Here is a 20,732-nt window from a genome sequence, read left to right as displayed (position 1 = left end):
GAAGGACTTTCGACACCCATGATCGTTCGTACGACAGAAGAGATCACCGGCACCGAGCGCGACGTCGTCTCGGAGGACGGCCAGTGGCGCAGCAAGCGCATCGTCCTCGCCGGCGACAAGGTGGGCTTCTCATTCCACGAGACCACCATCGAACCCGGCACCGTCAACGAGTTCCACTACGCCAACCACGTCGAGGCCGTGTGGCTCGTCGAGGGCACCGGCAAGCTCCAGGACCTCGACAACGACGTGGAGTACGACCTCGCTCCGGGCACGATGTACCTGCTCAACGGACACGAGCGTCACCGCGTGCTCCCCGAAACGCGCATGCGCATGCTGTGCGTCTTCAATCCCCCGGTCACCGGCCGTGAGGTGCACGACGAGAACGGTGTGTACCCGTTGATCGTCGAACCCGCCTGAGCGCGGTAACCACGTGACCGATGCGGGGCGGACGCTTAGAGTCGAGACCATGACTCCCGAGCGTGCGCCCCGCATCGCTGTCGGCCCCGAGCGCGACCCCCGTTTCGAACGGGCGGTCACGGGCGGGGGCGGCGTGCCCTGCGGACTCGAGGAGACCCCCGACGCGCTCGTCTGGACGGCCGGGCCGCAGGACTTCCCCGAGGTCCTCCCCGCCTCCGTCCGCTGGGTGCAGCTACCGTCCGCCGGTGTCGAGTACTGGCTGTCGCAGGGCGTCGTCAAGGCCCATCCTCGCGTCACCTGGACGTCGGCGGCCGCGGCCTACTCCACGACCGTCGCCGAGCACGCGCTCCTGCTCCTGCTCGCCGGGGTCCGGGCCCTGCCGGCCCATCTGGCGGCCACCTCGTGGACACCCGAGAGTCTCGCGCCGGTCGTCGGCACCCTCCGCGGCGCGACGGTCGGGATCATCGGCGCCGGGGGTGTCGGCCGGGCGCTGATCCCGATGCTGGCCGCGCTGGGGGCGCGCGCGCTCGCCGTCACCCGCAGCGGTCGTCCCGTGCCGGGAGCCATCGAGACGTTCCCCGTCGAACGCATCGACGAGATATGGCCTCTGGCAGATCATTTCGTCATCTCCGCGACGGCCACTCTCGACGTCGAGCAGCTCGTCGGCGCAACCGAGCTCGCAGCGATGAAGTCCACGGCGTGGGTCGTCAACGTCGCCCGGGGCGATCTCGTCGACACCGACGCCCTCGTCGCCGCTCTCCGATCCGGCGCGATCGGTGGTGCAGGGCTCGACGTCACCGATCCCGAACCGCTCCCCGAGGATCATCCGTTGTGGACGCTCCCCAACGCCGTGATCACTCCCCACGACGCCAATCCACCCCCACTGCGCATCCCGGCCTATCTCGAGCACGTGATCGAGAACGTCACACGCTTCGCATCCGGCCTCGTGCCGATCGGGGTCGTCGATCCCAGCGCCGGCTACTAGGCCACGTCTACCGGGCCACCGTTACCGGGCCACAGCGCTCACTCCGACTCCTTCTCCTGCTTCTCGTCGCGTTCCGCCCATTCCAGGAGCGGATCGAGGGAGAAGACAGCGTCGTCGATACCCGAGTGCAGGTCGCCGAGTTCCTCGAACCGCTTCGGCACGGTCCGGATCGTGAAGTCCCGTGGTTCGAGGTCGTCGATCTCCTCCCACCGCACCGGAGTGGAGATCGTCGCCTCCGACACACCGCGGACCGAATAGGCACTGGCGATCGTGTGGTCGCGCGAGTTCTGGTTGTAGTCGACGAAGACCGCCGACGGGTCGCGTTCCTTGCGCCACCATGCCGTCGTCACGTCGCCGGGCGCGCGTCGTTCCACCTCCCGCGCGAAAGCCCATGCGGCCCTTCGGACGTCGTCGAACTCCCATTCCGGCGCGATCCGGACGTAGACGTGCAGGCCGTCGCCGCCCGAGGTCTTCGGCCAGCCCACGGCACCGAGTTCGTCGAGCACCTCGTGCGCCACCTTCGCGACACGCCGGACCCGGTCGAAATCGCAGTCGGGCATCGGATCGAGGTCGATCCTCCACTCGTCGGGTCGCTCCACGTCGCTGCGCCGCGAGTTCCACGGATGGAACTCCACGGTGGACATCTGCACGGCCCACACGACGTCGGCGAGATGGGTCACGCACAGTTCGTCGGCATCGCGGTCGTAGCGCGGGAAGTGCACCCGAACGGTCTCGACCCAGTCCGGAGCCCCGCGCGGCAAACGCTTCTGGTGTACCTTCCGCCCTTCGAGCCCGTCGGGGAACCGGTGCAGCATGCAGGGCCGTTCGCGGAGTGCCCGGACGATCCCCTCCCCCACGCTCAGGTAGTAGTTCGCGAGGTCGAGCTTGGTCGCCCCGATCTCGGGGAAGTACACGCGCTCGGGGTGCGAGATGCGCACCGTGCGACCGTCCACGTCGAGTTCGACTGCATCGGCGTCCTTGCTCATCCGCGTCTCCCGTCCCTCCCTGCGTGGAGGCGTCCTGTGCACCATCCTGGCCTCTCGATTCCCACCCCGTGCGGAAATACACCCCGGCGCACGATTTCCTCCGCGTGGCACGTCCGGGCGCTAACGTCGAAGCGATGTTGCTGCACTCGGTTGTCGACACCTCCGTCGCCGTCGCCGCCACACGGTCACGACGCACCAAGATCGATCTGCTGCGGGAATTACTCGGGCGCGCCGAACCTCACGAGGTCGAAGCGGTGGTCTCATGGTTGTCCGGAGAGATGACCCAGGGTCGCCTGGGTGTCGGTTTCCGCACCCTCGCCGGCCTCTCCGCACCGGTCGCCGACGATCCCGTGCTCGACGTCGACGAGGTGTCCGGCTTCCTCGACCGCCTCGCCGGCATCTCCGGTTCCGGATCCACCGCCGCGCGGCAGCAACTGCTCCTGGATCTGTTCGGACGGGCCACCGAGGCCGAGCAGCGTTTCCTCGTCGTGCTCCTCGGCGGTGAGCTGCGGCAGGGCGCGCTCGAAGGGGTGATGACCGATGCGGTCGCAGCGGCAGCCGGTCTCCCCGTCGAACCGGTCCGTCGGGCGGTGATGTTGTCGGGCCGACTCGCGCAGGCCGCAGCGGCGGCCTTCGAGGGTGGTGTCGACGCGCTGGCGGAGTTCGGCCTGGAGCTCGGCCGACCGGTCCGGCCGATGCTAGCCTCACCCGCCGAGTCGCTCGAGGCGGCACTCATCGAGTTCGACGGGGCGGTGAGCGTGGAGTACAAACTCGACGGTGCACGCATCCAGGTGCACCGCCACGAGGACGCGGTGTGGATCTTCACCCGCACGCTGCGCGACATCACCGCATCGGTCCCCGAACTGGTCGAACTCGTCCGGGCGTTGCCGTGCCGCAGTGTCGTGCTCGACGGCGAGACACTCGCGCTCACCGATGCCGGCCGTCCCCGACCGTTCCAGGAGACCATGAGCCGGTTCGGTGCCCGCTCCGAACGCGAACTGCTTCTCCACCCGTACTTCTTCGACTGCCTGCACCTCGACGGCGCCGACCTGCTCGACGAGCCGCTGTCGGTGCGTCGCGACCATCTCGCCCGCGTCGCGGGTGAGCACCGCATCCCCGCGCTCGTCGCTCCGGACGCCGACAGCGCCGAGGCGCACCTCGGTGACTCGCTCGGCAACGGCCACGAGGGCGTCATGGTGAAGTCGCTCACATCGACCTACACCGCCGGCCGCCGGGGCCGAGCCTGGCAGAAGGTCAAACCCGAGCACACCCTGGATCTCGTGGTGCTCGCCGCCGAATGGGGTTACGGGCGCCGCACCGGCTTCCTGTCCAACCTGCACCTCGGTGCCCGCGACCCCGACGGTGGTCCGCCGATCATGGTCGGGAAGACGTTCAAGGGACTCAGCGACGCGCTGCTGCAGTGGCAGACAGAGGAATTCCCACGCCACGAGACACACCGCGACGAGCACACCGTCCACCTGCGACCCGCGATCGTCGTCGAGATCGAACTCGACGGAGTGCAGACGAGCAGCCGCTATCCGGGCGGGGTGGCGCTGCGCTTCGCACGGGTGCTGCGGTACCGGCCCGACAAGTCGGCCGCCGACGCCGACACCATCGATGCGGTCCGCGCGCTGCTGCCCGCGGCACCGGTTCCCGGAAGCCGCCTACCGTAGAAGGAGTGATCGACGTTCCACTCCGTTCCGACGACCTGCCCACTCTCCTGCACGGCCGTCGGATCGCTGTTCTCACCGGCGCCGGGCTGTCGACGGACTCCGGTATCCCCGACTATCGCGGACCGGACTCGCCGCCCCGCAACCCGATGACCTACCAGCAGTTCGTCGGCGACGCGGAGTTCCGGCAACGCTACTGGGCCCGCAACCACGTCGGCTGGAAGCACATGGACGCCGCCCGCCCGAATCCCGGGCACCGGGCGCTCGCGGCCCTCGAACGCGCCGGTTCCGTCGTCGGCGTGATCACCCAGAACGTCGACCTGCTGCACACGAAGGCCGGCAGCCGGCAGGTCATCGACCTGCACGGCACCTACGCGCAGGTCCGATGCCTGTCGTGCGAACACCGCATCTCGCGGTTCACGCTGCACGAACGGCTGTGCGCGGCCAATCCGGGATTCGACGATCGGATGCGCGCGACGACCGGTCTCGAGGTCGCCCCCGATGCGGACGCGGTGGTCACCGACACCGAGGACTTCGTCGTCGTCGACTGCGAGCGCTGCGACGGGATGCTCAAACCCGACATCGTGTACTTCGGGGAGACGGTGCCGCGCCCGCGCGTCGATCTCGCCTTCTCGGTGGTGGACGGTGCCGACGCCCTGCTGGTCGCCGGGAGTTCACTGACGGTGCAGTCGGGGTTGCGGTTCGTACGTCGCGCCGTGCAGCGGAACATCCCGGTGGTGGTGATCAATCGTGGCCCCACCCGCGGGGATGCGCTGGCGACCCTCAAGCTCGAGGCGGGTACCTCGGAGACCCTCGCCTTCCTGGCCGACGCGGTGACCGCACCGACTTCGTGAGGTTCTCAGACCACCCGGACGAGGTCGTCGGCGTGCACGACGGGTCGCTGGAGATCCGGCGGCAGCTGACCGGTCGAGAAGCCGATCATGAAATCGAGTTCGGACGCGTCGTAGGCCACCACCCCGCGCGCGACCGTGCGGCCGTCGGGCGCGACGATGCCGACGACGTCGCCGGCGTGGAAACCGCCACTGGTGCCGGTGATTCCGGCGGCGAGCAACGAGCGTCGCCGCTCCATCACGGCCCGCACGGCACCCTCGTCGAGATACAGCGAACCGTGGACGTCGGCGGCGTGCCGCACCCAGAAACGCCGCGCCGACAGACGCTGTGGGCGGGCCGCGAAGGCCGTGCCGACGTCGGCGGCGCCCAGCGCACGATCGGCCTGGGAGGCCGCGGCGAGCAGCACCGGCACGCCGGAGTCCGCCGCGAGACGGGCCGCGGACAGTTTCGACGCCATGCCACCGGTGCCCAGCGCGCCGCCCGACCCAGCGACCACACCGTCGAGATCCTCGGGGGTGCGGACCTCGGGGATGAGGTTCGCGGAGCCCTTGCGGGGATCCCCGTCGTACAAGCCGTCGACGTCGGACAGCAGGATCAGCGCGTCGGCGCCGATGAGATGCGCGACGAGTGCAGCGAGCCGGTCGTTGTCGCCGAAGCGCAGTTCGACGGTCGCGACGGTGTCGTTCTCGTTGACCACCGGCACCGCCCCGAGCGAACGCAGCCGGTCGAGGGTGCGTTGCGCGTTGCGGTGCTGAGTGCGCCGGCCGATGTCGTCGGCGGTGAGGAGCACCTGGCCCACCGTGCGGTCGTAGCGGGCGAAGGAGGTGCCCCAGGCGTGGGCGAGGGTGAGCTGCCCGACGCTGGCCGCGGCCTGCTTCGTCGCGAGATCACGCGGCCGACTCGTGAGACCGAGCGGTGCGAGCCCGGCACCGACCGCACCCGAGGAGACCACGATGACACTCGAACCCGTGCGGATGCGGGCCTCGATGGCATCGACGAGACGATCGAGCCGGCCACGGTCGAGTCCACCCACCAGGCTCGTGATCGCCGACGAGCCGATCTTGACCACTACGCTGCGGGCGTGGGAGACGACCTCCCGGGTGTCGCTCATGTTCTCCTCGGTACGCTTCGGGTTTCCTGAACGGTGGGGGCGCGCGGACGGTTACTCGAACTCGTCGTCGGTGGCCAGGCCGCGGCGCACCTTCTTCGCGTGGCGACGCTCGGCAGCGCCGACGCGGTCGACCTGGTCGAGACGGGCATCGGTGCCGCGACCGGTGGGCACGACGTCCACGCCGGCCTGCGTCTGCGGTTCCCACTCGAAGCCGACCTCGCCGATGGTGACCCAGCATCCGGGTTCCGCGCCGAGCTTGACGAGCTTGTCCTCGACGCCGAGACGGGCGAGTCGGTCGGCGAGGTAACCCACGGCCTCGTCGTTGTCGAAGGCCGTCTGGCGCACCCACCGCTCGGGACGGGTGCCCCGCACGATGAATCCGCCGGGCACCTCGGGATCGCGGACCACGGTGAAGGCCTCCTCGTCGCGGGCGACGGGACGGATCACCGGGCGGGTGGGCGCGGCCGGCGGATGCGCCGCCCGGTACTCGTCGACCATCCTCGCGAGGGCGAACGTCAGCGGACGCAGGCCGTCGCGGCTCACGGCCGAGATCGTGAAGACCGGCCAGCCACGGGCCTCGAGTTCGGGGGTGACGAACTCGGCGAGTTCTTTCGCGTCGGGCACGTCGGCCTTGTTGAGGATGACGATGCGGGGGCGCTCGGCGAGGTCGCCGAGTCCGCTGTCGCCCGACAGCGCAGGCTGGTAGGCGGCGAGTTCGGCCTCGAGCGCGTCGATGTCGGAGATCGGGTCGCGGCCGGGTTCGAGGGTCGCGCAGTCGACAACGTGCGCGAGCACGGCGCAGCGCTCGAGATGACGGAGGAAGTCGAGGCCGAGGCCGCGACCCTCACTGGCGCCGGGGATCAGGCCGGGCACGTCGGCGACGGTGAAGGTCGTGTCGCCCGACTGCACCACACCGAGATTCGGCACGAGGGTGGTGAACGGGTAGTCGGCGATCTTCGGCTTGGCGGCCGACAGCACCGACACGAGCGACGACTTGCCGGCCGAGGGGAAGCCCACGAGGCCGACGTCGGCGACGGACTTCAGTTCGAGGACGAGGTCGAGTTCCTCGCCTTCCTCACCGAGGAGCGCGAAGCCGGGGGCCTTGCGTGCCTTCGACGCGAGTGCGGCATTGCCGAGACCACCGCGACCGCCGTGCGCGGCGACGAAACGCGTGCCGGTGCCCACGAGGTCGGCGAGGATGCGGCCGTCGCGGTCGAGTACGACGGTGCCGTCGGGAACCTTCAGGACGAGGTCGCCGCCGTTGGCACCGTTGCGGTGGCCGCCGGCGCCCTGGGCACCGTTGGTCGCCTTGGCGTGCTGGTGGAAGTGGAAGTCGAGCAGGGTGTGGACGTTCCGGTCGACTTCGAGGACGACATCGCCGCCGTTTCCTCCGTTACCGCCGTCGGGGCCGCCGAGCGGCTTGAACTTCTCGCGGTGGACGGAGGCGCAGCCGTTGCCGCCCTTGCCGGCGCTGACGTGCAGCACCACCCGGTCGATGAAGCGGGACATGGGTGGACCTTCTCTCGTCCTAAAAAACAAACCTGGTGATCAACGCAACAAGGGCGGGTCAGGGTGTGCGACCCTGGCCCGCCCCTATTGGGAGTATGTCGCGGGAGCTGGTCCCGCGGTGTCCGTTACCGGACGGCAGATCAGGCGTCTGCCGCAGCCGGAACGATGTTGACGGTCTTGCGACCGCGCTTGGTACCGAACTCGACGGCACCGGCCGCGAGGGCGAACAGCGTGTCGTCGCCGCCGCGTCCCACGTTCACGCCGGGGTGGAAGTGGGTGCCGCGCTGGCGCACGATGATCTCGCCGGCGTTGACGGCCTGGCCACCGAAGCGCTTGACGCCGAGTCGCTGTGCGTTCGAATCGCGACCGTTACGGGAGCTGGATGCGCCCTTCTTGTGTGCCATGACGAACCCTCCTGGGGTTGAAGCTCGAAGCTCGGTTTACTTGATGCCGGTGACCTTGACGACCGTCAGCTTCTGACGGTGGCCCTGGCGCTTGTGGTACCCGGTCTTGTTCTTGAACTTGTGGATGCGGATCTTCGGGCCCTTGGTGTGCTCGACGATCTCGCCGGTGACCGAGACCTTGGCCAGCTTGTCGGCGTCGGTGGTCAGTTCGGATCCGTCGACGACGAGGACCGGGGCAAGCGAGACAGCAGCGCCGGGCTCACCCTCGATCTTCTCGACCTTGACGAGGTCGCCTTCAGCGACCTTGTACTGCTTACCGCCGGTCTTGACGATCGCGTACGTTGCCATCGGACGGCTACCCCTTGCTTCTTCGAACGTGCTCGCGCCACAGTGCTGCGGACGCGACTGGTCTGGTGTGGTTGCTGACTCGGGTCCCGCCGGCATCCTGAATCCGGACGCGGCTGGGCACTATCGCCGAGTAGCGACTGAACAAGATTACGGGAAGGTGACTCCCAGGGTCAAACCGGGTGGCACGGTAGTGCCCGCTTCCGGGCCGGTCGTGACCGGCCCGGAAGCGGAGGGTCACGCTTCGGCGTCCACCGGAGGTCCGGCGGGGCGCCCTGCGGCACGCCGCGAACGCGGTCGCCGCACGATCTCCACCGGCGTCTCGACCGGTGTGCTCGGCCGGGAGTCCGACTCGGCCCCCGTGGACGACCCGGTCGTCGCGGGGACGACGAACACCTTGGCTGTAGGCCCACCGTCCCCGGCGGGCGCTGCGGCCGCCCGGGCGACCCTGCGTGCCCGACGGCGACGCGGAGCCGGTCCTGCGGCCTCGACGGAAGCCGCTCCGTCGGTGCTCTCCCCTGCGCCGGAGACGGCCGTCTCGGACACGGCAGCCTCGGGAACAGCGGTCTCCGCGACCGCGGCTTCGGCTGCTGCGACCTCTGCCTCGATCTCGGCGGGCTCGTCGGAGGCGGTCGTCACCGTGGTGGCGTCCTCCCCTGCGACGGGCTCCTTCGTCGGTGCGGCGCCCTTCTCGGGCTCGACGGCCCGCAGCGGCTCGGTGACCTTGACCGGGTCGACGTCGCCCGCAGGTGCGGACGCCGCCTCGGATGCGGTCTCGGTCGCTGCCGGCTCTGCGGCCGGAGCGTCCGCGGCCGGTGTCGAGTTGTGCGCGGCCATCGCGAGCGCGACGGGGTGCGCGGCACGCTTGACGACCTCTTCGGGCGACGACGTCGTGTGCGTCTCGGCGGCGGGCTCCTGCGAACTCTTGTCGCGTCCACGCTTACGCCGCGAACCACCGCCGGACGAACGACCGGAGTCGTCCGAGGACTTCGACTCGATCGGCTCCGAGTGCACGATGAGGCCGCGGCCGCTGCAGTGCTCACAGGTGGTGGAGAACGCCTCGACGAGACCGGTCCCGAGCCGCTTGCGCGTCATCTGGACCAGGCCGAGCGAGGTGACCTCCGAGACCTGGTGGCGGGTGCGGTCCCGGCCGAGGGCCTCGGTCAGGCGACGCAGTACGAGGTCGCGGTTCGACTCGAGGACCATGTCGATGAAGTCGACGACGATCATGCCGCCGATGTCGCGCAGGCGCATCTGGCGGACGATCTCCTCGGCCGCCTCGAGGTTGTTGCGGGTGACCGTCTCCTCGAGGTTGCCGCCGGAACCGGTGAACTTGCCGGTGTTGACATCGATGACGGTCATCGCCTCGGTGCGGTCGATGACGAGCGTGCCGCCGGACGGCAGCCACACCTTGCGGTCGAGAGCCTTCGCGAGCTGCTCGTCGATGCGGTGCGCACCGAAGACGTCCACCGAGTTCTCCGAACGGTAGCGCTCGACGCGCGGCAGCAGGTCGGGTGCGACCGTCCGGATGTAGCTCTCGACGGTGTTCCACGCCGAGTCGCCCTCGATGACGAGCTTGGAGAAGTCCTCGTTGAACAGGTCTCGCACGACCTTCACGAGCAGATCCGGCTCCTCGTAGAGCGTCTTCGGCTGGCCCGAGGCGTCGGCCTGCAGCTTCTCGGACTGCTCGCGGATCGACTCCCACTGCGTCTGCAGGCGGGTGACGTCGCGCGAGAGTTCCTCCTCGCTCACGCCCTCGGCGGCGGTACGGATGATCACGCCCGCCTCTGAGGGGACGATCTCGCGGAGGATGTCCTTCAGACGCTTGCGCTCGGTGTCGGGGAGCTTGCGGCTGATGCCCGTGGACGAACCTCCCGGCACGTAGACCAGGAAGCGTCCGGCGAGGCTGATCTGGGTGGTCAGACGCGCGCCCTTGTGACCGACCGGGTCCTTGCTGACCTGCACGACCACCTGGTCGCCGGGCTTGAGGGCCTGCTCGATCTTGCGGGAGTTGCCTCCGAGGCCGGCGGCCTCCCAGTTCACCTCACCCGCGTAGAGCACGCCGTTGCGGCCACGGCCGATGTCGATGAACGCCGCCTCCATGGACGGGAGGACGTTCTGCACGCGACCGAGGTAGATGTTGCCGACCATCGACGCCGAACCGGAGGTCGTGACGAAGTGCTCGACGAGGATGCCGTCCTCGAGCACCGCGACCTGCGTCATGCCCGCGTGGGAACCGCCCGTGCGTTCGCGGACGACCATGACCCGGTCGACGGCCTCGCGGCGGGCGAGGAACTCGGATTCGGTGAGGATCGGGGGCCGGCGGCGACCGGCCTCGCGACCGTCGCGACGACGCTGACGCTTCGCCTCGAGACGCGTCGAACCGCTGATGCCCTGGACCTCGTCCTTGGCGCGGCTCTTCGGACGCGGCTCCCGCTCGTGGACGACCGTGGGAACCGAGTCGTCGTCGGTGCTCGCGGTGTCGGTGTCGGAACCGCGACGACGACGGCGACGGCGGCGGCGACGGGACGTCCCCCCGCCCTGCTCGTCGTCGGTGTCGTGCTCGTCGCTGCTCTGTTCGTCACCCGAGGCGGCCTCGTCGGAGGTGCCTTCCTCGGTGCCGGCGGTCTCCTCGGCGGGAGTCTCCGCTGCGGTGGACTCCGCTTCGGCGGACTTCTCCGTCTCCGCGGCGGCGGACTCGGAGTCCTCGCCGGTCGCGGTCGTCTCGTCCTGCTGGTCGGTGTCGGTGCCGTCCCCGCGTCCACGTCCACGACCGCGACGTCCGCGTCGGCGGCGACGCGGCTGGTCGTCCTGGTCTTCGTCCGCCTGGTGCGACGGCGCTTCCTCGGTGGACTCGGCGGCCGGCTCGGCGGTCTGCTGCTCGTCCTCGGCCGGTGCCTGCTCGGTGTCCTTTCCGCGGCGTGCGCGCCGGCGACGCGGGCGGGTCTCCTCCTCTCCCTCGGCAGGCGAGGGTACCTCGGGCTGGAGGAACAGCGGTGCAGCGACGATCGGCTCGGCCGTGGTGGACGGCTCGGGCATCTCGAACAGCGGCGTGCTCTGCTCCACCGACGTGAACAACCCGGTGGGTCCTCCGACGGAGGGGATCTCGACGGCCTGCGGTGCGGTCTCGTCCGCGGTCTTCTCGGCGGGTCGCAGCTCGTCGCTCTCGACCGGCTCGGCCTCGGCGGTCTCCGCAGCCTCGGCCGCAGGCTCGGGAGTCGTCTCCGCGGCAGGCTCGGGGGCGGCGGTCTCGGCCTCGGGAGCCGTCTCCGCCACAGCTTCGGGAGCTGTCTCGGCTGCAGCTTCGGGAGCCGTCTCGGCTTCCTGCACGGCGGGCTCGGCCGTGCCCGTGTCGTCGCTCAACGCAGCGTGCAGGTCCTCCGCGACGTCGCGTGGGAGGGTCGAGTGCGCACTGCGCAGCTCGGTGCCGCGCTCGGCGGCTTTCGCAATCACCTGCTTACTGGTCAGCCCCAGCAGCTTGGCGAGGGCATGGACGCGGATCTTGGCAGGCAGACCGAGGAGGTTCCGTCCCCCTGCGTCCGACGCTTCGATCGAGTTGTTCTCCGGCGGCTCTTGATCGGCCACGTAGGTCTCCTAAGGCCCCCGGGCGCGTCCACCACCGACAACAGCGATGTGAGCGGCCACGCGGGGGCGCAGCTTGTGTACTCGCGCCGGGTGGGCGCGAGTCCTTCCGGTCTCGCATCGCGCGGTCGTCCGGTGCCCGTTTTCACTGCACGGCCGAGCAATGCCTGGCTTGATCGCGGGTCGAGCGCCGGAACATCCAGCGTGCCGCCGAGCGAGGTGTCTCCTTCGTCCTCGGCCACAGCGATGTCGGGCATCGATCCGTGATGTCGTTCGGCCGCTCCGCACGCGGTGTGTGCGGAGCAACCTCTGCCAGTATCCCACACGGAGATGCACGGATACGCCAACGGCGCCCCGGAGGGCGCCGTCGGCGGTGTCGGGAGGCGCGAAGCGCGACGCCCCGAGAGGTTTCGTGAGCGACACGCCAGGCGCCGCTCGTGCGGGGCTGTTACTTCGCAGCCAGGGCGGGGAACCAGAGAGCGATCTCGCGCTCGGCGGACTCCACCGAGTCGGAGCCGTGGACCAGGTTCTCGCCCGGGTCCAGGCCGAGGTCGCCGCGGATCGAGCCGGGCACGGCCTTCTCGACCGGATCGGTGCCACCGGCGAGTTGACGGAACGCCGCGATCGCGCGCGGGCCTTCGAGGACCGCGGCCACGAGGGGGCCGCCGGTAATGAACTCGATCAGCGAGGGATAGAAGGGTTTGCCCTCGTGCTCGGCGTAGTGCGCTCCGGCGACCTCCTCCGTCGCAGTGCGCAGCTCGAGAGCCACGATGTCCAGCCCCTTGCGCTCGATGCGCGAGAGGATCTCTCCGACGTGACGGCGTGCGACGCCGTCGGGCTTGATCAGTACCAGGGTCCGCTCAGTCACGCGACAAGCCTAGAGGTCGTCCCGCTGGCCCGGCAGCAGACCCCTGGATTCGCGATCCCTGATGTCCTTGCGCAGGTAGAAGATGTACGCCCACACCGCGGCGAAGAGCACACCCACCGCACCGAACGCGAGGTCGACGAAGAAGCCGAGCACGGCGAGCACCTGTAGCGTGATGTTGAACGGGATCGCCCACGACTTCTTCTGCACCCCGGCTCCGAGGAACATGAGAACGGCGAGGCCCACGACGTAGGTCGTCGACCACGCGCTCAGTCCCCCGCCGACGGTCGCGATCACCGGCAGCACCAGCAGCACCACGATCGCCTCGAGCACGAGGGTTCCCGCCATCACGCCGCGGAAGCCCTTCCAGGGGTCCGTCGTCGGCGGCCGGAACTTCTGTTCCTCCGGCTTGTCGTTGCTCACGCGGGATCCTTTCCGAACAGACTGCGGGCCGCACCTGCGGTCACCACCGAACCGGTGACCACGACCCCGGCGCCCGACACCGCTTCGCCGGGCTCGCCGACCTCCTCCGCGATCGCGATCGCGGTTTCGATCGCATCCGGGAGCGTCGCCGCGGTGACGACCCGTTCGTCGCCGAATCGGGCGACGGCGATGTTCGCGAGATCGTCGACGTCCATCGCTCGCGGCGACCCGTTGTGGGTGACGACGATCTCGTCGAAGACCGGTTCGAGCGCCTCGATCAGACCTGCGACGTCCTTGTCGGCCATCACGCTCACGACGCCCACGAGCTTGCGGAAGTCGAATTCCTGGGCGAGCGCGGCCGCGAGGGCCTTCGCGCCGTGCGGATTGTGCGCGGCGTCGAGGAAGACGGTGGGCGCATTGCGCACCCGCTCGAGCCGGCCCGGCGTGGTCACCGACGCGAACGCGTCGCGCACCGCCTCGACATCGAGCTGCTTGCCGGGGCCCGCCCCGAAGAACGCCTCGACCGCGGCCAGCGCGACCGACGCGTTGTGCGCCTGGTGCTCGCCGTGGAGCGGCAGGAAGATGTCGGTGTAGAGACCCCCGAGACCCTGCAGGTCGATCTGCTGTCCGCCGACGGCGACCGCACGCCGCACCACCGCGAACTCCGATCCCTGACGGGCCACGGCCGCGTCGGCCTCGACGGCCTGCCGCAGCAGCACGTCCATCGCCTCCGGTTCCTGCTGCGCGATGATCGCCACGGTGTCGCGGGGCACGAGACCGTCGTCGGGTGCCTTCTTGATGATCCCGGCCTTCTCCCCCGCGATCTCCGTGAGGGTGTCGCCGAGATAGCCGGTGTGGTCGATGCCGACGGGCGTGATCACCGCGACCTGCCCGGTGACGACGTTCGTGGCGTCCCACCGTCCGCCGAGACCGACCTCGACGACCGCCACGTCGACGGGTGCATCGGCGAACGCCGCGAACGCCATGGCCGTGGTGACCTCGAATTTGCTCATCTTCGGGCCACCGGCCGCCTCGGACTGCTCGTCGATCATCCGGACGTACGGTTCGATGTCGCCGTAGGTGTCGACGTAGGTCCGCGGCGAGACCGGCGCGCCGTCGATGCTGATCCGCTCGGTGGCGAGCTGCAGGTGCGGGCTCGTCGTCCGGCCGACCCGGTGGTGCATGCGGGTGAGCAGCGCGTCGATCATCCGGGTTGTCGACGTCTTGCCGTTCGTGCCGGCCACGTGGATCGACGGGTAGCTGTTCTGCGGCGAGCCGAGGATGTCCATGAGCGCGGCGATCCGCGCCAGGGACGGCTCGATCTTCGTTTCCGGCCAGCGCTTGTCGAGCTCGGCTTCGACGAGCGTCAGTTCGGCCAGGTCCACCGGGGACGGCGCCCCCGGGGTGTCGGTGCTCACGCCGCGCCCAGCTCCTTCAGTCGTGCGGTGATCCGTGCGATCTCCTCTTCCGCGATCTGCTTGCGACCGCGGATCTTCTCGACCACCTGATCGGGTGCCTTCGCGAGGAAGGCCTCGTTCGACAGCTTCGCGGAGGTGCCCGTCAGTTCCTTCTCCGCGGCGGCGAGATCCTTGCGCAGGCGCGCGATCTCGGCGCCGACGTCGATGCTGCCGGAGGTGTCGAGCTCGACGGTGACCGTCGCGCGGCTCAGCCGGACCTCGATCGACGCGGTGGCCGAGAACGAGTCCTCCGGCGCGGTCAGGCGCGCGAGCGACTGCACGGCCGGCACCTGCGCGACGAGATCGGCGTCCTCGACACCGACGAGCCGGGCCGCGACCTTCTGCGACGGCTTGAGACCCTGGTCGCTGCGAAACCGGCGGATCTCGGTGACGAGCCTCTGCAGGTCGGCGACCCGCTGCGCCGCGGTCTCGTCGGTGGCGATGCCGGACGTCTCGGGCCAGGACGCGACGACGACGGACTCGCCGCCGGTGAGCACCTTCCACAGGGTCTCGGTGACGAACGGGATGACCGGGTGCAGCAGGCGCAGCACCTGGTCGAGGACGGTGCCGAGCACAACCTTGGTGCCGTCGGCGTGGGCGCTGCCCTCGGCGAGCTGGACCTTGGCGAGCTCGAGATACCAGTCGCAGACCTCGTCCCACGCGAAGTGGTAGAGCGCCTCGCACGCCTTCGAGAACTCGTAATGATCGAAGGCCGCGTCGACCTCGGTCCGCACCTGCTCGAGGCGGTCGAGGATCCACCGGTCGGCGTCGGTGAGCTGCTGGCGGGCCGGGAGCTCGCCGATCACCGCGCCGTTCATCAATGCGAACTTGGTCGCGTTGAACAGCTTGTTCGCGAAGTTGCGCGACGACTGGGCGTGGTCCTCACCGACGGCGAGATCGCCACCCGGGTTCGCGCCGCGCGCCAGCGTGAAGCGCAGGGCGTCGGCGCCGAAACGCTCGACCCAGTCGAGCGGGTCGATGCCGTTGCCGCGCGACTTCGACATCTTCTTGCCGAACTGGTCGCGGACGAGGCCGTGCAGGAACAGATCCCGGAAGGGCACCTGCGCCTGGTGCACCGCGTCGTCACCCGACACGTAGGTGCCGAACATCATCATGCGGGCGACCCAGAAGAACAGGATGTCGTAACCGGTGACGAGAACGCTGGTGGGATAGAACTTGTCGAGCTCGGGGGTCTTCTCCGGCCAGCCCATCGTGGAGAACGGCCACAGGCCGGACGAGAACCACGTGTCGAGCACGTCCGGGTCGTGCTCCCAGCCCTCGGGGGCGATCTCGTCGGGGCCGAAGCACTCGACCTCGCCGTTCGGGCCGTACCAGATCGGGATGCGGTGACCCCACCACAGCTGACGCGAGATGCACCAGTCGTGCATGTTGTCGACCCAGTCGAACCAGCGCGGTTCCTGGCTCGCCGGGTGGATGACGGTGTGACCGTTGCGCACCGCGTCGCCGGCAGCCTTGGCGAGCTTGTCTACCTTGACCCACCACTGCATCGACAGCCGCGGCTCGATGGTCTCGCCGGACCGCTCGGAGTGGCCGACGCTGTGCAGGTAGGGGCGCTTCTCGGCGACGACGCGGCCCTGCGCGGCGAGTTCCTCGCGGATCGCGATGCGCGCCTCGAAACGGTCCATGCCGTCGAAGCGGGTGCCGGAGTCGGCGATACGACCGGCCTTGTCCATGATCGTGGGCATCGGCAGGTCGTGCCGCAGGCCCATCTCGAAGTCGTTGGGGTCGTGCGCAGGCGTGATCTTCACTGCGCCCGTACCGAATTCGGGGTCGACGTATTCGTCGGCGATGATCGGGATCTGCCGGCCGGTGATCGGGTGCTCGAGCGTCGTGCCGATGATGTCCTTGTAGCGCTCGTCTTCGGGGTGCACCGCGACGGCGGTGTCGCCGAGCATCGTCTCCACACGAGTGGTAGCGACGACGACGTGCGGCTCGTCGTCGTTCAGGGAGCCGTAGCGCAGGGAGACGAGTTCGCCCTCGACCTCCTCGAACTTCACCTCGATGTCGGAGATCGCGGTCTGCAGCACGGGCGACCAGTTGACCAGGCGCTCGGCCCGGTAGATCAGCCCCTCGTCGTAGAGGCGCTTGAACATCGTCTGTACCGCGCGGGACAGCCCCTCGTCCATGGTGAAGCGATCGCGCGACCAGTCCACACCGTCGCCGATGCGACGCATCTGGCCCTGGATCATGCCGCCGGACTCGGCTTTCCACTGCCAGACCTTCTCGATGAAGGCCTCGCGACCGAGGTCCTCCTTCTTCTTGCCGTCGGCGGCGAGCTGCTTCTCGACGACGGTCTGGGTGGCGATGCCGGCGTGGTCCATGCCGGGCAGCCACAGCACCTCGTAGCCCTGCATGCGCTTACGGCGGGAGAGCACGTCCATGAGGGTGTGGTCGAGGGCGTGACCCATGTGCAGGCTGCCGGTGACGTTCGGCGGCGGCAGGACGATCGAGTACCCGGGCTTGTCGCTCGTGGGGTCGGCCTCGAAGTAGCCGGCGTCGACCCACTGCTGGTAGAGCTCCGCTTCGACGGCGCTGGGGTCCCAGCTCTTGGGAAGGGCGTCGGCGGGGTTCTGCGAGTTCTCTGGCGCACTGGTCACCCGTCAATCGTAAGCGTCGCGGCGAACCTCCTGGACACGGGCCACGACAGAGATGGACAAGGGTCGCGACAGAGCCGGACAGGGGTCGCGACAGAAGAGTGTGGCCCGCTCCCCGACCGGGTATCGCAGTGCCGGGCGGCCGAATGCGCGGACGCCGAACGGACAGGACGGAGGACACCGTCATGATGCGGGCATTGATCTTCGCTGCAGGTGCGGCCGCGGGATTCGTCGCGGGGACCCGGGCGGGACGCGAGACCTACGACAAGATGCGGGGGCGTTCGAACGAGCTGTGGCACAACCCGGCAGTGCAGGAAAAGGTCATTCCTGCGGTACAGGACAAGGTGACGGAAGCGGCCGGCGTCGTGAAGGAGAAGGCACCGCACCTCCAGGAGACGGTCGGTGGTCTCGCCGAGAAGGTCACCCATCGCGGCGGATCGGGTCAGCACTCGGCCGGTTCCGGTTCCGCGACGAGCGAGTCGACACCGGCCACCGACGAGCCCCCGCGTCCGCCGGTCTCGCCGGGCGACCGGCCGCGCCCGCCCGAATAGCGAGGCAGTAGACCCCGAGCGGACGTCCTCGGTCAGCCCAGCTCGTCCGGCAGGTCGAGCGGGCGGCCGAGCACGTGCTCGGACAGGAACGCCTCGACGGTCCGGTACCAGATCTTCGAGTGCTGAGGCTTCAGCACCCAGTGGTTCTCGGACGGGAAGTACAGGAAGCGGTGGACGGTGGTGCCGTCGTCCTCGGCGGGTCGACCCGATTCGTTGAGCAGCTCGTACCACAGGCGCAGGGCTTCGCCGATCGGGACGCGATAGTCCTTGTCGCCGTGGATCACGAGCATGGGCGTGACGATGTCGGCGACGAACAGGTGCGGTGAGTTCTCGACCGCCATCTCCGGGGTCATCTCCCGCTGCCAGTACCAGGCAACGTCGGTGGTCGGGGTGAACTGGTCCAGCGCCCACAGACCCGCGTGGGTGACGACCGCGCGGAACCGGTCGGTGTGCCCGGCGATCCAATTGGCGAGATATCCACCGAACGATCCGCCCATCACCGCGGTCCGCTCCTCGTCGATATCCTCACGCGCGACCGCGGCATCCGTGACGGCCATCAGATCGGTGTACGGTTCGTTCCCCCACCGACCCCAGCCACGCCGCACGAAGTCGTCGCCGTAGCCGGTGGACAGTGCGGGATCGGGCAGCAGCACCGCATAGCCGCGGGCGACGAGGAGCCACGGGTTCCAGCGCCACGACCAGGTGTTCCAGCTGCTCAGCGGACCGCCGTGCACCCACAGAAGCATCGGCGCGGGGTCGTCGGCGGACGCCGTGTGCGGAAGCGCGAACCACGCCCGCACCGGCGTGCCGTCGGCGGCCTCGGTGGTCAGTTCCTCGAGACGTCCCGGCAGTTCCGGAAGCGCAGCGGGAGCACGTAGCGGCGTGACGGTGCCGGCGTCCGGTCCGGTGAGGTCGATGCGCACGGGGTGCGGCGGCGCTTCGTAGGAGGCCCGCAGCGCGTATGCCGTGCTGCCGTCGGGCGCGATACGGACGTCCGTGTAGGCGGCGTCGTCCGCGGTCAGGCGGTCGGGCTGCGCGGATCCGAGTCTCTGCACGAAGACCGGCGCACGGCCGTGATCGTCGGCGGTGAGCACGAGACCGGAACCGTCGGGCAGCCAGGTGACGGAAGTGGGACGTCTGTCCCATTCAGGGGCCTCGATGGTCGTGGTTCCGCTCGCGATGTCCAGGACGCGGACGGTGATCTGCGGCGGGTTCTCCGCGTCGCCCATCGATTCGTGCAGGTAGGCGAGCTTCGTCCCGTCGCGCGAGATCGACGGGTGCGTCGCGTCGCCGGTCTCGTCGTCGACGAGCGGGGTGCGCAGGCCGGTGCCGAGATCGACCCGCACGAGCGTGACCCGGCGCGAGGCGAGCGGACCGGGGACCACCCAGGTCGCGGCGGCGAACGAACCGTCGGCAGCGATGTCGACGGAGCCATCACGCAGCGACCCTCGGATCCCGGGCGTGAGGTCGGTGAACCCGTGGCCGCACGTGTCCGGGACGAGCAGGTGCGGCTGGTCGGGTCCGAGATCGTGGTCCCAGTAGCGCACCGGATAGCCCGTGTGCAGCACCGCGGTGACGACCTTGTCCTTACGGGCGTCCCGGATCCGTTCGTCGTCGGACTCGCTGTGGCCGAGGACGGACGCGACGAGGACGATCCGGTCGGCCTCGGATGCCGCGTGCACCGATGCGAATCCACCCTTGCGGGATCCGACCTGCTCGGCCTCGCCGCCCGCTGCGGGCAGTCGCCACAGCGACACCGGCGGATCGTCCTTGCCCCGGGCGGCGGTGAACAGCAGGTCGCCGGACGCGGTGAAGGTCGGGTTCGATTCACCCGTGGTGCCGTGAGTGAGGCGTCGCGCCGGGGCGTTGCCTTCGGGATCCACCTCCCACAAAGCCTCGGTGTACGAGGTGGCCTTGTCGTCGAGCGTCGACTGCGTGATCACCAGGCGATTCCCGTCCGGGGACATCGTGAGGGAGGTGACGCGAGGAAGCGCCAGGTAGTCGTCGAGCTCGTGGAAGGCCGTCATGCCTGGACGATATCGGGAGCGGCGGTGGGCGGTCCGCAAGGTGGCACCGAGTTCGTCTGTAACCTGGTCGTTCGGCGGGTACATCCCGTGGCAACGCCGTCACCCAGTCCGAACGGAGCACTCACATGGTCGACCTCGCATACGTCATCGCCGGCTCGGAAGCGACCGGTGGCGCCGGTCTGCAGGTCGACCTCAAGACGTTCCAGCAGCTCGGTGTGTACGGGGTGGGCACCACGACGTGCATCGTCTCGTTCGACCCGAAGAACAACTGGGGCCACCGCTTCTTCCCCGTCCCGGCCGACGTGATCGCCGAGCAGATCGAGGCCGCCACCGCCGCCCACAATCTCGACGTGGTGAAGATCGGCATGCTGGGCACGCCCGCGACGATCGACGTCGTCGCCGAGGGACTCGAGAAGCAGGACTGGCGGCACGTCGTGCTCGACCCGGTTCTGATCTGCAAGGGCCAGGAGGCCGGCGCGGCCCTCGACACCGACAACGCCCTGCGCGCGCAGGTGCTCCCCCACGCCACGGTCGTCACCCCGAACCTGTTCGAGGCACGGACGCTGTCCGGGATGGACGAGATCACCTCGGTCGACCAGCTCATCGAGGCGGCGCGTCGCATCCACGACCTCGGCCCGAAGTACGTCGTCGCGAAGGGCGGCGTCGAACTCGACGGCGAGGACGCCGTGGACGTGCTGTTCGACGGCTCCGAGGTCACCCTCCTGACGGCACCGAAGGTCGGCAACGAGCGTGTCTCCGGCGCCGGCTGCACCCTCGCCGCCGCGATCACCGCCGAACTCGCGAAGGGCGCGTCGGTCGCCGACGCCGCGGCCCGCGCGAAGGATTTCGTCACGACCGGGATCAAGGGCCGCGTGTCCGCCAACACCCCGTTCGACACCGTCTGGCAGGGCGCCTGATCCGAAGGCGGGAAGC

The 20,732-nt window shown here is 69.5% G+C and carries 17 protein-coding genes; 6 read left to right on the top strand and 11 right to left on the bottom strand.

What is annotated here, in order from left to right; translation table 11 throughout:
* Positions 1-18 precede the first annotated feature (18 nt).
* Positions 19-417, top strand: coding sequence for an ectoine synthase (locus tag KXC42_RS08975; RefSeq protein ID WP_006551191.1), 399 nt, complete (start codon positions 19-21; stop codon positions 415-417).
* A gap of 49 nt (positions 418-466) precedes the next feature.
* Positions 467-1,402 carry a D-isomer specific 2-hydroxyacid dehydrogenase family protein gene (locus tag KXC42_RS08970; protein WP_024100603.1) on the top strand — a complete coding sequence of 312 codons (936 nt, stop codon included), beginning with the start codon at positions 467-469 and terminating at the stop codon, positions 1,400-1,402.
* Positions 1,403-1,440: 38 nt separating this feature from the next.
* On the opposite strand, the gene ligD is transcribed toward KXC42_RS08970, so the two are convergent.
* On the bottom strand, positions 1,441-2,388 hold the full coding sequence (ligD, locus tag KXC42_RS08965) for a non-homologous end-joining DNA ligase (RefSeq protein ID WP_219130219.1): 948 nt from the start codon (positions 2,386-2,388) through the stop codon (positions 1,441-1,443).
* A gap of 134 nt (positions 2,389-2,522) precedes the next feature.
* Between ligD and KXC42_RS08960 the strand changes: the two genes are divergently transcribed.
* Both KXC42_RS08960 and KXC42_RS08955 read left to right on the top strand, forming a co-directional pair.
* Positions 2,523-4,061, top strand: a complete 1,539-nt coding sequence (locus KXC42_RS08960) for an ATP-dependent DNA ligase (RefSeq protein WP_033096701.1) — start codon at positions 2,523-2,525, stop codon at positions 4,059-4,061.
* Between the two features lie 5 nt (positions 4,062-4,066).
* Positions 4,067-4,912, top strand: a complete 846-nt coding sequence (locus KXC42_RS08955) for an NAD-dependent protein deacetylase (protein ID WP_006551187.1) — start codon at positions 4,067-4,069, stop codon at positions 4,910-4,912.
* Positions 4,913-4,917: 5 nt separating this feature from the next.
* On the opposite strand, the gene proB is transcribed toward KXC42_RS08955, so the two are convergent.
* The 9 genes from proB to KXC42_RS08910 form a co-directional block, all read right to left on the bottom strand.
* A complete protein-coding gene (gene proB / locus KXC42_RS08950; RefSeq protein WP_006551186.1) occupies positions 4,918-6,021 on the bottom strand; it encodes a glutamate 5-kinase in 1,104 nt (367 codons plus the stop codon).
* A 51-nt stretch (positions 6,022-6,072) separates the two neighbouring features.
* On the bottom strand, positions 6,073-7,530 hold the full coding sequence (gene obgE / locus KXC42_RS08945; RefSeq protein ID WP_019289071.1) for a GTPase ObgE: 1,458 nt from the start codon (positions 7,528-7,530) through the stop codon (positions 6,073-6,075).
* A gap of 140 nt (positions 7,531-7,670) precedes the next feature.
* Positions 7,671-7,934, bottom strand: a complete 264-nt coding sequence (rpmA, locus tag KXC42_RS08940) for a 50S ribosomal protein L27 (protein ID WP_006551184.1) — start codon at positions 7,932-7,934, stop codon at positions 7,671-7,673.
* A gap of 36 nt (positions 7,935-7,970) precedes the next feature.
* The gene (rplU, locus tag KXC42_RS08935) at positions 7,971-8,282 is read right to left on the bottom strand and encodes a 50S ribosomal protein L21 (RefSeq protein WP_006551183.1); all 312 of its coding nucleotides are present in this window, start codon (positions 8,280-8,282) and stop codon (positions 7,971-7,973) included.
* 234 nt (positions 8,283-8,516) lie between these two features.
* Positions 8,517-11,864: a translation initiation factor IF-2 N-terminal domain-containing protein gene (locus KXC42_RS08930; RefSeq protein WP_373922186.1), complete on the bottom strand. Its 3,348-nt coding sequence runs from the start codon at positions 11,862-11,864 to the stop codon at positions 8,517-8,519.
* 445 nt (positions 11,865-12,309) lie between these two features.
* Positions 12,310-12,729: a nucleoside-diphosphate kinase gene (gene ndk / locus KXC42_RS08925; RefSeq protein WP_006551181.1), complete on the bottom strand. Its 420-nt coding sequence runs from the start codon at positions 12,727-12,729 to the stop codon at positions 12,310-12,312.
* Between the two features lie 9 nt (positions 12,730-12,738).
* Positions 12,739-13,149, bottom strand: coding sequence for a DUF4233 domain-containing protein (locus KXC42_RS08920; protein WP_006551180.1), 411 nt, complete (start codon positions 13,147-13,149; stop codon positions 12,739-12,741).
* Positions 13,146-14,567 (bottom strand): folylpolyglutamate synthase/dihydrofolate synthase family protein, encoded by a 1,422-nt coding sequence (locus tag KXC42_RS08915; protein WP_219130218.1) that lies wholly within the window; start codon positions 14,565-14,567, stop codon positions 13,146-13,148. Before KXC42_RS08915 ends, KXC42_RS08920 begins: the two co-directional genes overlap by 4 nt.
* Positions 14,564-17,224 carry a valine--tRNA ligase gene (locus KXC42_RS08910; RefSeq protein ID WP_219130217.1) on the bottom strand — a complete coding sequence of 887 codons (2,661 nt, stop codon included), beginning with the start codon at positions 17,222-17,224 and terminating at the stop codon, positions 14,564-14,566. Before KXC42_RS08910 ends, KXC42_RS08915 begins: the two co-directional genes overlap by 4 nt.
* 182 nt (positions 17,225-17,406) lie before the next feature.
* Between KXC42_RS08910 and KXC42_RS08905 the strand changes: the two genes are divergently transcribed.
* Positions 17,407-17,772 (top strand): hypothetical protein, encoded by a 366-nt coding sequence (locus KXC42_RS08905; protein ID WP_033096699.1) that lies wholly within the window; start codon positions 17,407-17,409, stop codon positions 17,770-17,772.
* Positions 17,773-17,804: 32 nt separating this feature from the next.
* On the opposite strand, the gene KXC42_RS08900 is transcribed toward KXC42_RS08905, so the two are convergent.
* Positions 17,805-19,799 (bottom strand): alpha/beta fold hydrolase, encoded by a 1,995-nt coding sequence (locus KXC42_RS08900; protein ID WP_219130216.1) that lies wholly within the window; start codon positions 19,797-19,799, stop codon positions 17,805-17,807.
* Between the two features lie 125 nt (positions 19,800-19,924).
* On the opposite strand from KXC42_RS08900, the gene thiD reads away from it, so the two are divergent.
* Positions 19,925-20,716, top strand: a complete 792-nt coding sequence (gene thiD, locus KXC42_RS08895; protein WP_006551175.1) for a bifunctional hydroxymethylpyrimidine kinase/phosphomethylpyrimidine kinase — start codon at positions 19,925-19,927, stop codon at positions 20,714-20,716.
* Positions 20,717-20,732: the final 16 nt, after the last annotated feature.

The sequence above is a fragment of the Rhodococcus sp. LW-XY12 genome (assembly GCF_019317345.1).
In the GTDB taxonomy this organism is placed as follows: Bacteria; Actinomycetota; Actinomycetes; order Mycobacteriales; family Mycobacteriaceae; genus Rhodococcus; species Rhodococcus pyridinivorans.
Note: the sequence above shows the minus strand (reverse complement) of the source record. Positions and strands in the feature narration are given on the sequence as shown.

Excerpts from the sequence above, each read along its gene's own strand:
- rplU (WP_006551183.1), bottom strand. The coding sequence starts at position 8,282 with ATGGCAACGTACGCGATCGTCAAGACCGGCGGTAAGCAGTACAAGGTC.
- KXC42_RS08975 (WP_006551191.1), top strand. The coding sequence starts at position 19 with ATGATCGTTCGTACGACAGAAGAGATCACCGGCACCGAGCGCGACGTC.
- ligD (WP_219130219.1), bottom strand. The coding sequence starts at position 2,388 with ATGAGCAAGGACGCCGATGCAGTCGAACTCGACGTGGACGGTCGCACG.
- thiD (WP_006551175.1), top strand. The coding sequence starts at position 19,925 with ATGGTCGACCTCGCATACGTCATCGCCGGCTCGGAAGCGACCGGTGGC.
- KXC42_RS08970 (WP_024100603.1), top strand. The coding sequence starts at position 467 with ATGACTCCCGAGCGTGCGCCCCGCATCGCTGTCGGCCCCGAGCGCGAC.
- KXC42_RS08905 (WP_033096699.1), top strand. The coding sequence starts at position 17,407 with ATGATGCGGGCATTGATCTTCGCTGCAGGTGCGGCCGCGGGATTCGTC.
- KXC42_RS08900 (WP_219130216.1), bottom strand. The coding sequence starts at position 19,799 with ATGACGGCCTTCCACGAGCTCGACGACTACCTGGCGCTTCCTCGCGTC.
- KXC42_RS08960 (WP_033096701.1), top strand. The coding sequence starts at position 2,523 with ATGTTGCTGCACTCGGTTGTCGACACCTCCGTCGCCGTCGCCGCCACA.
- obgE (WP_019289071.1), bottom strand. The coding sequence starts at position 7,530 with ATGTCCCGCTTCATCGACCGGGTGGTGCTGCACGTCAGCGCCGGCAAG.
- rpmA (WP_006551184.1), bottom strand. The coding sequence starts at position 7,934 with ATGGCACACAAGAAGGGCGCATCCAGCTCCCGTAACGGTCGCGATTCG.
- proB (WP_006551186.1), bottom strand. The coding sequence starts at position 6,021 with ATGAGCGACACCCGGGAGGTCGTCTCCCACGCCCGCAGCGTAGTGGTC.